Raw genomic sequence first — 13,043 nt, forward strand, 5'->3', positions numbered from 1 at the left:
GACGAGCGGCTCCCGGGTGAGCGGGAGGAGCCCCTCGCTAAGGTGGGCAGTCGGTCCGTCGCGAAGGTGATGGACCATCACCCCCGACGTCGGGCATCCGCGGACCGAACGACGGCCTCATCCGGATCGCCCGAGACCACACCCCAGAGGAGTCTCGTGGAGACCTGGCCCGGAACCGCCTACCCCTTGGGCGCCACTTTCGACGGAAGCGGCACGAACTTCGCTCTCTTCAGCGAGGTCGCCGAGCGCGTCGAGCTCTGCCTGTTCGACGACGACGGCACCGAGACGCGCGTCGACGTGCTCGAATCGGACGCCTACGTCTGGCACTGCTACCTGCCGCAGGTGCAGCCCGGCCAGAAGTACGGCTACCGCATCCACGGCCCGTACGACCCGGCCGCAGGGCAGCGCTGCAACCCGAACAAGCTGCTGCTCGACCCCTACGCGAAGGCCGTCTCGGGCGAGATCGACTGGGACCAGTCGCTCTTCTCGTACACCTTCGGCGACCCGGACTCGACGAACGACGAGGACTCGGCGCCGCACATGATGATGGGCGTCGTCATCAACCCGTTCTTCGACTGGGCGGGGGACCGCCGTCCGCGCATCTCCTACGACCGCACGGTCATCTACGAGGCGCACGTGAAGGGGCTCACGAAGAGCCACCCCGACATCCCGGAGGAGCTGCGCGGCACGTACGCGGGCGTCGCGCACCCCGCGGTCATCGCGCACCTCAAGCACCTGGGCATCACGGCGATCGAGCTGATGCCGGTGCACCAGTTCGTCAACGATTCGACCCTGATCGAGAAGGGCCTCTCGAACTACTGGGGCTACAACACGATCGGCTTCTTCGCGCCGCAGAACACCTACTCGTCCACGGGCGACCAGGGCCAGCAGGTCCAGGAGTTCAAGAGCATGGTGCGGGCGCTGCACGCGGCCGGCATCGAGGTCATCCTCGACGTGGTCTACAACCACACCGCCGAGGGGAACCACCTCGGCCCGTCGCTCTCGTTCCGCGGCATCGACAACGAGGCGTACTACCGCCTCGTCGACGACGACAAGCGCTACTACATGGACTACACCGGGACCGGGAACACCCTCAACGTCCGGCACCCCCACTCGCTGCAGCTGATCATGGACTCGCTGCGCTACTGGGTGACCGAGATGCGCGTCGACGGCTTCCGCTTCGACCTCGCCTCGGCGCTCGCCCGCGAGTTCTACGACGTCGATCGGCTCTCGACCTTCTTCGAGCTCGTGCAGCAGGATCCGGTCGTCTCGCAGGTCAAGCTCATCGCCGAGCCGTGGGACGTCGGACCCGGCGGCTACCAGGTCGGCAACTTCCCGCCGCAGTGGACGGAGTGGAACGGCAAGTACCGCGACACGGTCCGCGACTTCTGGCGCGGCGAGCCGTCGACGCTGGGCGAGTTCGCCTCACGGCTGACCGGATCGGCCGACCTCTACGCGCGCTCCGGTCGCCGCCCGGTCGCCTCGATCAACTTCGTGACGGCCCACGACGGGTTCACCCTGCGCGACCTCGTCTCGTACAACGAGAAGCACAACGACGCCAACGGCGAGGACAACAACGACGGGGAGTCGCACAACCGCTCTTGGAACCACGGAGTCGAGGGGCCGACGGACGACCCGAAGGTCCTGGGCCTCCGCGCCCGGCAGCAGCGCAACTTCCTCGCCACCATGCTCATCTCGCAGGGCGTGCCGATGATCCTGCACGGCGACGAGCTGGGCCGCTCGCAGAACGGCAACAACAACACCTACGCCCAGGACAGCGAGCTGACCTGGATCGACTGGTCGACCGCGGATCGCCCGCTGCTGGAGTTCACGGCCGCGCTGATCCGCCTGCGCGCCGAGCATCCCACGTTCCGCCGCGGCCGCTTCTTCGACGGCCGGCCCGTCGTCCGCGGCTCGGAGGAGCCCCTGCCCGACATCGTCTGGTTCAAGGCCGACGGCACGGAGATGTCGCCGGAGGACTGGGACTCGGGCCTGGGCCGCTCGGTCGGCATCTACCTCAACGGCAACGGGATCCGCGAGCGCGACGAGCGCGGACTGCCCGTGACGGACGACAGCTTCCTCCTCTACTTCAACGCCGACGACGTCGACGTGGAGTTCTCGGTGCCCAGCGACGAGTACGCCGCGCTGTGGAGCGTGCTCGTGGACACCGCGGGCGCCGAGGCGGACTCGATCCCGCGTCCGGCCGGCGCGATGCTGACGGTGCAGGCCAAGTCGCTCGTGATCCTCCAGGAGCACAGCGCCCCGGAGCCGGAGGTGGACCACTCGGTGGCCGCCTCGCTCGCTTCCCTCGCGGCGACCTCCGCTATCCCGATCATCGCCTCCACCAGCCCCCACTCGGAGTCGACCGACTCCGCGACCGCCTCTTCGACAGGAGCCTGACGTGCGACTGCCCGCTTCGACCTACCGACTCCAGATCCGCTCCGGCTTCGATCTCGACGAGGCGGCGCAGGTCGCCGACTACGTGCGCTCCCTGGGCGCCGACTGGCTCTACTTCTCGCCGCTGCTGACGGCGGAGCCGGGCTCCGACCACGGCTACGACGTCGTCGACCACTCGCAGGTCGACCCGGCCCGCGGCGGCGGCGAGGGCCTGGCCCACGCCTCCGCTGCGGCGAAGGCCGAGGGCCTGGGCGTGCTCATCGACATCGTGCCGAACCACATGGGCGTCGCGACGCCGAGTGAGAACTCGTGGTGGTGGGATCTCCTGAAGAACGGGACGTCCTCCCGCTACGCGTCCGCGTTCGACGTCGACTGGGAGGCGGGCGGCGGGAAGCTGCGCGTGCCGATCCTGGGCGACGGCGCGAGCGAGGGCGACAGCGACAGCGAGCTCGACGCGCTCGAGGTCGTCGGCGACGAGCTGCACTACTACGAGAACCGCTTGCCGATCGCTCCGGGGACGGCGCAGCCCGGCGACTCCGGACGCACGGTGCACGCGCGGCAGAGCTACGAGCTCGTCAACTGGCGGCGCGCGGACGCCGAACTGAACTACCGCCGCTTCTTCGCGGTGAACACCCTCGCCGCCATCACGGTCGAGCGTCCCGAGGTGTTCGACGCCTCGCACGCCGAGATCGTGCGCTGGTTCACCGAGGGGCTCGCGGACGGCCTCCGGGTGGACCACCCGGACGGACTCGCCGACCCGGGCGGGTACCTCGACGACCTCGCCCGCGCCATCGGCGGGGCGCCGGTCTGGGTCGAGAAGATCCTCGAGGGCGACGAGGCGCTGCCCGCGCACTGGGCGACCGTCGGGACCACCGGCTACGACGCCCTCGCGGACATCGACCGGATCCTCGTGGACCCGGAGGCGCGGAGCGTGCTCGAAGGACTGGACGCCGAGCTCGGCCACGGCGGATCGCCGGTCGTCTGGGCCGACCTCATCCACGACACGAAGCGCGGCATCGCCGACGGGATCCTCCGCTCCGAGGTGCTCCGCCTCGCACGGCTGATCCCCTCGGTGGACGGGGCGGACGACGCTCTCGCCGAGTTGCTCGCGACCTTCCCGGTCTATCGCAGCTACCTGCCCTACGGCGCCGAGCACCTGGAGCACGCCCGCCTCGACGCGGTGCGGCGCCGCCCCGAGATCGCCGGCACGATCGACCGGGTCGCCGCGCTGCTCGGCGAGACCGGCACCGCCGTCTCCGTCCGGTTCCAGCAGACCTCCGGCATGGTGATGGCGAAGGGCGTCGAGGACACGGCGTTCTACCGCTACAGCCGGCTCACGTCGCTCAACGAGGTCGGGGCCGACCCGGACGAGTTCGCGATCGACCTCGAGGAGTTCCACCGCCGGCAGGGCGTGCGGCAGTCCTCGTTCCCCGCCTCGCTCACGACCCTCTCGACGCACGACACGAAGCGCGGGGAGGACACCCGCGCCAGGATCACCGCGCTGGCGGAGGAGCCCGAGGTCTGGGCCGAGACTCTGCGCTCGCTGCACTCGCTCGTCGGCTTCGGCGACGGTCCCGTCGAGCACCTCCTCTGGGAGGCGATCGTCGGATCCTGGCCCGCGTCGCGGGAGCGCCTGCACGCCTACGCCGAGAAGGCGTCGCGCGAAGCCGGCAGCTCGACGAAGTGGACCGCGCCCGACGAGGCGTTCGAGGAGCGGATGCACGCCGCCGTGGACGCCGCCTTCGACGACTCCCGCGTGCGGAGCCTGATCGAGGGGACCGTCGCCCGGGTGAAGGGGATCGGCTGGTCGAACAGCCTCTCGGCGAAGCTCGTGCAGCTGACCGCCCCCGGGATCCCCGACGTCTACCAGGGCAGCGAGCTGTGGGAGACCTCGCTCGTGGACCCCGACAACCGCCGCCCGGTCGACTTCGCCGAGCGCCGCGCGCTGCTCGAGCGGATCGACGGCGGCTGGCTGCCGCCGATCGACGAGGAGGGGGCCGCCAAGCTGCTCGTCACCTCGCGCGCGCTGCGGCTGCGCCGCGACCGGCCGGAGCTGTTCACCCGCTACGCGCCGGTCTCGGCGATCGGCGAGGCGGCCGAGCACGCCGTCGCCTTCGACCGGGGCGGCGCCCTGACGGTCGCGACGCGGCTCCCGCACCGGCTGGCCGAGGCCGGCGGCTGGGGTGGCACCGTCGTCGTGCTGCCGGGCCACCCGGTCGAGGATCTGCTCACCGGACGGACCTTCGCCGGTGGGGTCACCCCCGTCGCGGAGATCCTCGGCGGCGGCCTCCCCGTCGCCCTGCTCGTCCCGGTCGTCTGACCGTCCGGCCGGGCCCCCGCGGCCCGGCCGGCTCCGTTCCCGCTCGCACGACACCGTCAGGAGATCTCCGTGATCAGCACGACTCCCTACCGCTACGCCCTCGCCGCCGCCGGGCCCGACCGCTTCGACGTCTGGGCGCCCACGGCCTCCGCAGTCGAGCTGGTGCTCGGCGGCGGGGACTCCGTCCCGATGACGCCCACCGGGTCGGAGGGGTGGTGGCGGGTCTCCGGCTCCGTCCCGTCGGGTGACGTCGACTACGGCTACCGCGTCGACGGCTCCGGGCCCTTCCCGGACCCGCGCTCGCGCCGTCAGCCCGAGGGTGTGCACGAGCTGTCGCGCACCTTCGATCCGAGCGCGTACGCCTGGCAGGACGGGGCCTGGACCGGGCGCCAGCTGGCCGGAGCGGTCATCTACGAGCTGCACATCGGCACCTTCACCCCGGAGGGCACGCTGGACGCCGCGGCCGGGAAGCTCGACCATCTGCGCTCGCTGGGGGTCGACTTCATCGAGATCCTGCCGGTGAACGCGGTGAACGGCACGCACAACTGGGGCTACGACGGAGTGCTGTGGTACGCCGTGCACGAGCCGTACGGCGGACCGGAGGCGTACCAGCGCTTCGTGGACGCCGCGCACCGCGCCGGCATGGGGATCGCGCAGGACGTGGTCTACAACCACCTCGGCCCGAGCGGGAACTACCTGCCGGAGTTCGGCCCGTACCTCAAGAACGAGAAGGCCAACACCTGGGGCAGCTCGGTGAACCTCGACGGCGAGGGCTCGGACGTCGTCCGCGGCTACATCATCGACAACGCCCTGATGTGGCTGCGCGACTACCACGTCGACGCGCTGCGCCTGGACGCGGTCCACGCCCTCTCGGACGAGCGCGCGGTGCACGTGCTCGAGGAGCTGGCGTCGGAGGTCGCGGTGCTCTCGGCTCACGTCGGCCGACCGCTGACCCTGATCGCCGAGTCCGACCTCAACGACCCGACGCTGATCACCCCGCGCGAGGCGGGCGGCTACGGTCTCGACGCGCAGTGGAGCGACGACTTCCACCACGCGGTCCACGTCGCACTGACTGGGGAGACCACCGGGTACTACGAGGACTTCGCTCCGCTCGGCGCTCTCGAGAAGGTGCTCACGCGCGGGTTCTTCCACGACGGCACGCTCTCGACGTTCCGGGGACGTCACCACGGTCGTCCGATCGACACCGAGCGGATGCCCGCCTGGCGTCTCGTGGTCTGCAGCCAGAACCACGATCAGATCGGCAACCGCGCCATCGGCGACCGTCTGACGGCCACTCTCGACGAGGGGCGTCTGGCGATCGCCGCGGCGCTGACCCTGCTCGGCCCGTTCACTCCGATGCTCTTCATGGGCGAGGAGTGGGCCGCGTCCACCCCGTGGCAGTTCTTCACCTCGCACCCGGAGAAGGACCTGGGCGAGGCGACGGCGAAGGGCCGGATCGAGGAGTTCGCGAAGATGGGCTGGGACCCCGAGGTCGTGCCCGACCCGCAGGACCCCGAGACCTTCAGTCGCTCGCGCCTGGACTGGTCCGAGGCGGAGGAGGGGCGCCACGCCCGGATCCTCGGCGTGTACCGGGAGCTCGCGGCGCTGCGCCGCCGCTTCCCCGAGCTGACCGATCCGCGCTTCGGCTCGCTCGTCGTCGAGTTCGACGAGGAGCAGCGCTGGCTGACGCTCGGACGCGGTCGGGTGACCATCGCGATCAACGTGGGCGAGACGGCGGCCCGGGTGCCCCTGCCCGAGGTGGCGGAGTCGCTGCTCGGCGTCGGCGAGTACGCCGTGCAGCCCGGTGACACCGAGGTCGATCTCGGCGCCTCGTCGCTGCTGATCACGCTCACGACCACGGACTGACCCCGATCGCTCGGAGAGGGACGGCTCGCCTCGGCGGGTCGTCCCTCCGTCGTTCCCCCGGTGGTTCCCGACGGGGTGCTCCCCGGTCAGCGGATCGAGGCCGTGTACTCGGCCTCGGCGACGACGCGCACGCCCTCGTCGTGCACCAGCAGCAGCGCGCGCAGGGGGATCGCTCGCCGGTGGCACGCCGCGGCGAGGTAGCGGGCGAGCACCCGGTCGGTCTCGCCGAGGAAGGCCCGGCCGGGACGCTCGAGCGCGAAGGCGAGGGAGCCGACCTCGTGGTGGGCGACGGCCTTGGCGAGCGTCGCGACGATCCGCTCGGTGCGCTCCTCGTCGGGATGCACGGGCAGCCCGTCGACGGGGTAGAGGATCGGCAGCTGGAATCCGGCCCGGTCGAGCAGGATCGGCCAGAGCGCGCGCCGGTAGGCCGGGCCGATGAGGGAGGTGACGCGATCGCGCAGATCGCGGTCGTCGAGCAGCGGCGCGTCCAGGTGCGGGAGCGGACCGGCGGAGTGGGTGGTCGTCATGGGATCGCTTTCTCGTGGAGCGTGCGATCGCGGGAGCGGTCGTCGCCGGGTGGCCGTGGTCATCGGAAGTTGCGGGAGGTCGTGCGGGCGCCGACCGAGAGGGGTTCGAAGCGGTCGGCGAGGAGGTTGGTGACGCCCTCCTCGGAGCGCTCGAGGATGCCCCGCACGAGGAGGGCGGGCGCCTCGCGGGCGATCCGCCGGTAGCGGTTCCATACTCCGACGGAGCAGATCACGTTGAGGATCCCGTGCTCGTCCTCGAGGTTCATGAAGGTCACTCCGCCGGCTGTGGAGGGACGCTGGCGGTGGATCACCACGCCGGCCACCTCGATCCGGGTGCCGGAGGAGGTGCCCGGCAGGTCGGCCGTGGACCGCGCGCCGCGCGCTCGGAGATCGGCGCGGAGGTGCCGGAGCGGGTGGTCGTCGGGGGAGATCCCGGTGGCCCAGAAGTCGAAGACGACGCGCTCCTGCGCCGAGAGCATCGGCAGCAGCGGAGGCTGCACGGCGACGACGGATCCGGGCAGGAACTCCTCGCGGTCGGCGGCGGCGGTGCCCGCCTCCCACAGCGCCTGGCGGCGGTCGAGCCCGAGGGAGTCGAAGGCCCCCGCGGCGCCGAGCGCTTCGAGCTGGGTCGCGTTCAGCCCGACCCGTCGCGAGAGGTCGGACATGCTCGCGTAGGCGCCGCCGCGCTCGCGCTCGGCCACGATGTGCTGGGCGAGCGCGTCGCCGATCCCCTTCACCCCCGAGAGCCCGAGGCGGATCACGAAGCCCGCGTCGCGGCGGTGGTCGTCGGTGTGGAAGGGCTCCGTGCGGTCGAAGAGACCGGTCGGCGGCTGGTGGACGGCCAGGCACTCCTCGCTCCCGTAGCCGGCCCCGCCCCGACGCCGGGGAGGCGCGTCCTGTGCGGCCTCGAGGCCGGGGTGGGGCAGCGAGCGGTTGACGTCGGGAGACTCGACGCGCACCCCGTGCCGGCGCGCATCGGCCACGAGGGTGTGCGGGGCGTAGAAGCCCATGGGCTGGGCGCGGAGCAGCGCCGCGGTGAACGCCGCCGGGTAGTGCAGCCGCAGCCAGGCGCTCGCGTAGACGAGCAGGGCGAAGCTGATCGCGTGGCTCTCGGCGAAGCCGAAGTTGGCGAAGGCCTGGATCCGCGTGTAGATGTCGTCCGCGACCTCGCCCGTGATGCCGTTGCGCGCCATGCCCTGGTAGAGCCGCTCGCGCAGCGTCTCGATCTTCTCCGTCCCCCTCTTGGAGCCCATCGCGCGCCGGAGGAGATCGGCGTCCTCGGCGTTGCAGTCGCCGACCGCGACCGCGACCTGCATCAGCTGCTCCTGGAACAGCGGGACGCCCAGGGTCCGCTTGAGCGGGGTGACGAGCAGGGGGTGCTGGTAGGTGACCGGCTCCTCGCCGAGCTTGCGGCGGATGTAGGGGTGCACCGCGCCTCCCTGGATGGGGCCCGGTCGGATCAGCGCGACCTCGATCACCAGGTCGTAGAAGCGGCGCGGCTGCAGGCGCGGCAGGGTGCCCATCTGGGCGCGGCTCTCGACCTGGAACACACCGATGGAGTCGGCCCGGCAGAGCTGGTCGTAGACGCCCTTCTCCTCCCGGGGGATCGTGGAGAGGTCCCACTGCTCGCCGACGTGCTCGGCGACGAGGTCGAAGGTGTACTGCAGGGCGGCGAGCATCCCGAGCCCGAGCAGGTCGAACTTCACCAGGCCCATCCAGGCGCAGTCGTCCTTGTCCCACTGCAGGACGGTCCGCTTCTCCATCCGTGCCGGCTCGATCGGGCAGACCTCGCCCACGGGGCGGTCGGTGAGGACCATGCCGCCGGAGTGGATGCCGAGGTGCCGGGGTGCGCCGAGGACGCGGGTGGCGAGGGCCACGACGTCGTCGGGGATGTCGTGGTCGGTGCTCTCGGTGATGGCCCCCCACGCCTCGACCTGCTTCGACCAGCCGTCCTGCTGCCCGGGGCTGTAGCCGAGGGCCTTCGCCATGTCCCGGACCGCGAACTTGGGCCGGTAGGTGATCACGTTGGCCACCTGCGCGGCGTTCAGGCGCCCGTACTTCTCGTAGACGTGCTGGATGACCTCCTCGCGCCGCTCCGAGTCGAAGTCGACGTCGATGTCGGGCTCCTCGTCGCGGATGCTCGAGAGGAACCGCTCGAACGGGAGGTCGTAGAAGATCGAGTCGACCGCGGTGATGCCCAGGACGTAGCAGACCGCCGAGTTGGCGGCGGATCCCCGGCCCTGGCAGAGGATCCCCTGCCCCTTCGCGAAGTGCACGATGTCGTGCACGATCAGGAAGTAGCCGGGGAAGTCCTTCGCCTCGATGACCGCGAGCTCCTTCTCGAGCCGCTCGAGCACGTCGGAGTCGGCTCCCGGGTACTTCTGCGGGACGGCCCGGTGCACGAGCTCGCGGAGCCAGCTCATGGGGGTGTGCCCCTCCGGGACGTCCTGGCGGGGGAGACGGGGGCGGACCTTCCCGAGTTCGAAGGCGATCTCGTCCGCGACGCGGACGGTGTTCTCGACGGAGCCGGGGTAGCGCGCGAACCTCTCGGCCATCTCGGCTCCGGAGCGCAGGTGGGCGCCCGCCGCCGCGGGGAGCCAGCCGTCCATCTCCTCGAGGCTGCGCCGGGCGCGGACCGCGGACAGCGCGGTCTGCAGAGGGCGGTCCTCGGGTCGGGCGTAGTGCACGTTCCCGGTGGCCACGACCCGCAGCCGCAGCCGCTCGGCGATGACCGCCAGGGCGTCGTTGTGCAGGGAGGCGAGCGGATCTCCGTGGTCGTAGAGCTCGACGAGCACGTTCGCCGCCCCGAAGAGGCGCACGAGCTCGCGCACCTCGGCCTCGGCCGCCGCCTCGCCCTCGGCGATCAGCGCCTGGCGCACCGCACCCTTGCGGCAGCCGGTGAGCACGATCCAGTGCCCGTCCGCCGCGCGGGCGAGCTCCTCGAGGTCGTAGCTCGGCTTGCCCTTCTCGGCTCCCGCGAGCTGGGCGGTGGTCAGGGCGCGGGCCAGTCGGTGGTAGCCCTCCTCGCGGCGGGCGAGGACGAGCAGGTGCGAGCCCTCGGGATCGGCGATGCCGTTCTGCGGGGTGCGGAGCCCGAGCGAGAGCTCGGCCCCGAAGGCGGTCCGGACGGGGTGGCCCTGCGCCGCCTCGGCCATCCGGACGATCCCGTAGAGGCCGTCGTGATCGGTCAGGGCGAGGGTGTCGATGCCCAGGCGCACCGCCTCCTCGACCATCTGCTCGGGGCGGTTGGCGCCGTCGAGGAAGCTGAAGTTGGAGTGCGCGTGCAGCTCGGCGTAGGGCACCTTCAGGTCGGGGGAGCGCACGTCGTCGCCCGCGGAGTAGGCCGGCCGCTTGTGCGACCAGGCGGGGCTGTCCCCTCCGTCGCCCCGGACCACCGTGCCGTCGGCCCGGCGGCCGGTGGAGAGGCGCCGTTCGAACTCCGACCAGGGGATCGGCGGGTTGTTCCAGCCCATGCGGGGCTCCTTCGTCATCGTGATCGTGGTGCGGGAGGGAGGTGCGGGGGTCAGTCGTACCGGGCCTCGGCGGCCCATTCCCCGTCGCGGCAGACCAGGAGCCAGGCGGTCCCGGCCGCGTCGACCACCTGGAAGCGGTCGTAGCGGGTGGCGGTCCTCGCGTCCCACCAGCGCTCGTCGACGGGCCACGGTCCCGCCCAGCCGGCCACCGGTTCGAGCCGGGCCTGCGAGGTGCCGGGAGTGAAGTAGGCGGGGACCGAGACGAGGGACCCGCGGTCGTCCACCGACACGGGCTCCCCGCGCGGACCCCGCACGAGTGCCGCCACCGGCTCGGTGAACACCGTGGGCGGGTGGGGCGGCGGGAGCGATCCGGGCCACGGCAGTCCCTTGGGCCGGGCGTCGCCCGGCTCGCGGTCGCCCCAGGGGACGAGGTGCTGCCGATCCCGGAGCGCCCGGCCGCCGCCGATCGACGCCGTCACGACCGCCTCGTGCCCGAGCATGCTCTGCACGCGGCTGAGACCGTGGTGGACCCGTTCCTCGGGGGCGGTGCCCCAGAGGCCCTGCTCGTGGTTCCCGATCGCGTCCACCGCCTCCGGCTCCACGGCGATGCGCGCGATCGGGGAGCCCAGGCCCGTGTCGATCGCCCCGCTGCCCTGCAGCTGCCAGCGCACGCGGTCGAGCACGTCGCCCGGGGTGAACCAGCGCGGATGCAGCCAGCTGCGCGAGGAGAGCTCGCCCCGGTCGCTGGTGACGTCGATGCGGATCGCGGTGGCCACCAGCTGCGCCCGGGTGAGCCCCGCGACGAACTCCTCCGCGGGGATCCGGAAGGCGAAGGCGGCCTGGTCGATGCGGTCGAGCGGGGGCTCGAACTCGAGCGACCGGTCGAGCCGCTCGGGAGGCAGGCGCGGCACGACCGCCTCGGTCTCGGCCCCGCGGGCCAGGAGGTGGGACCGGGCCCCGTCCGGTCCGAACCGGGCGGCGACGTCCTCGGCCGGCAGCGCGGCGAAGGCGCCCAGCGTCCGCACGCCCAGCCGGCGCAGGAGGGTCACCAGATCCTCGCCGCGGACCGGCTTCGAGCGCGTCGCGGCGGCTCCGACCGCCTCGGTGCCGAGCGCCTCGAGGGGGAGCGGCGCGAGGAACGCCGCGGTCGTCCCCGCGGGCACGATCGCGACGTCCTCGCCCGAGTGCTTGGCGGCGAGCTCGGAGGCGAAGAGCCCGTCGGCGATGCCGATGCGGGCCCGGTCGACCCCGAGCTCGGCCAGTCGCCGCAGCACCGCCTCGGCCGCCGACCGCTCGCTCCCGTAGTAGCGGCGGGGGCCTCTGGCGCGGATCGCGCAGAGACCCGGCCGGATCAGCTGCACACCCGGGGTGATCTCCTCCAGCGCCTGCACGAGCGGCTCGAACGCCCGGTGGTCGAGCACCGGGTCGTAGGGCAGCACGGTGAGCCCGGTGCAGCGCGACTGCGCCTCGCGGATCCGCATGCCCCGTCGCACCCCCTCGGCGCGCGCGGTCGGGGAGCAGGCGAAGACGCGGCTCTTCTCGGTGAGCGCCAGCGGCGCCTCCGCGGGCAGGCCGGCGTCGCCCGCCGCGGCGAGCAGCGGCCAGTCCGGGCACCACACGAGGATCGTGCGGCGCAGCTCGGGTGCGGTCGCCACCTCACACCGCCCGTTCGCGCAGGCGCGAGTGCTCGTGGTGCACTCCGAAGGCCTGGTCGGAGCCGGGCATGCTCATCCGCACGGTCCGCACGCGGGTCCCCGCGCGACCGACGACGTCGACGAGGGCCTCGCGGGAGCGCAGATAGCCGTGACCGGCCCCCAGCCCCTCCCAGCGGCTGCTGCGGATGCTGAGCCGCGCCTCGGCCTGCGGCCACTCGCCGAGCACGACGAGTGCCGCTCCGCGCTGGCGGAGCCGGGCGCCGAGCCGGGAGACGTCGGCCGAGGAGACGGAGGCGGGCGGCCGGGTGAGCACGACGGTGAGGACGTCGACGAGCGCGGCGGTGACGGTGAGCCAGTGCTCCGCCGGAGCGGGCACGAGCACCAGCCGCTCGAGATCGATCCCGATGCCGGCCGCCGCCTCGGCGCCGAACTCGGGCACGCCGACGACCCCGCACCACGCCCCCTCGGAGGACGGGCCCGCGAGCAGCCCCATCGCGAGGCTCAGGGACCCCTCGATCGAGTAGGCGGCGCCCTGCTTCAGCGCGCCTCCCGGCAGCACCGAGGTGAACGCCGGCAGCGTCGCCAGGCTCTTCGTCTCGAGCGTGGTGGCCTGCATGTCGCGGATCCGCGACTGCAGCTCCTTCACCGACGCGAGCTGGCGCAGCAGCGGCTCCGCAGCCTCGGCCGTCCCCTCGGAGAGGGTGGGGGTGGAGGCTGTCATCTGCCCATATTCGAACATGTGTTCGAGTATGTCAATCGCCACCGACATCCCCGATGCGGTCCTCGGAGACTACGCCGCAGCACC

General features: G+C 72.3%; 7 protein-coding genes. 3 read left to right on the top strand and 4 right to left on the bottom strand.

What is annotated here, in order from left to right:
- Window positions 1-156: 156 nt before the first annotated feature.
- From glgX to treZ, 3 genes are all read left to right on the top strand, one after another.
- Window positions 157-2,400, top strand: coding sequence for a glycogen debranching protein GlgX (gene glgX, locus ASF48_RS12445; RefSeq protein ID WP_055792061.1), 2,244 nt, complete (start codon window positions 157-159; stop codon window positions 2,398-2,400).
- Between the two features lies 1 nt (window position 2,401).
- Window positions 2,402-4,717 carry a malto-oligosyltrehalose synthase gene (gene treY / locus ASF48_RS12450; RefSeq protein WP_055792064.1) on the top strand — a complete coding sequence of 772 codons (2,316 nt, stop codon included), beginning with the start codon at window positions 2,402-2,404 and terminating at the stop codon, window positions 4,715-4,717.
- A 69-nt stretch (window positions 4,718-4,786) separates the two neighbouring features.
- Complete coding sequence (gene treZ / locus ASF48_RS12455; RefSeq protein WP_235577247.1) at window positions 4,787-6,583, top strand: malto-oligosyltrehalose trehalohydrolase; 1,797 nt, start codon at window positions 4,787-4,789, stop codon at window positions 6,581-6,583.
- 86 nt (window positions 6,584-6,669) lie between these two features.
- Here treZ and ASF48_RS12460 read toward each other — a convergent pair whose 3' ends face one another.
- Genes ASF48_RS12460 through ASF48_RS12475 form a run of 4 tightly spaced genes read right to left on the bottom strand, consistent with a single transcriptional unit; the run spans window position 6,670 to window position 12,959 of the window.
- Window positions 6,670-7,110: a hypothetical protein gene (locus ASF48_RS12460; protein ID WP_055792067.1), complete on the bottom strand. Its 441-nt coding sequence runs from the start codon at window positions 7,108-7,110 to the stop codon at window positions 6,670-6,672.
- A 59-nt stretch (window positions 7,111-7,169) separates the two neighbouring features.
- The gene (locus ASF48_RS12465; protein WP_055793119.1) at window positions 7,170-10,583 is read right to left on the bottom strand and encodes an error-prone DNA polymerase; all 3,414 of its coding nucleotides are present in this window, start codon (window positions 10,581-10,583) and stop codon (window positions 7,170-7,172) included.
- A gap of 50 nt (window positions 10,584-10,633) precedes the next feature.
- A complete protein-coding gene (locus ASF48_RS12470) occupies window positions 10,634-12,238 on the bottom strand; it encodes a DNA polymerase Y family protein (RefSeq protein ID WP_055792069.1) in 1,605 nt (534 codons plus the stop codon).
- Between the two features lies 1 nt (window position 12,239).
- Window positions 12,240-12,959 carry a hypothetical protein gene (locus tag ASF48_RS12475; RefSeq protein WP_055792071.1) on the bottom strand — a complete coding sequence of 240 codons (720 nt, stop codon included), beginning with the start codon at window positions 12,957-12,959 and terminating at the stop codon, window positions 12,240-12,242.
- Window positions 12,960-13,043 lie beyond the last annotated feature (84 nt).

This window comes from Rathayibacter sp. Leaf299, assembly GCF_001423055.1.
In the GTDB taxonomy this organism is placed as follows: domain Bacteria; phylum Actinomycetota; class Actinomycetes; order Actinomycetales; family Microbacteriaceae; genus Rathayibacter; species Rathayibacter caricis.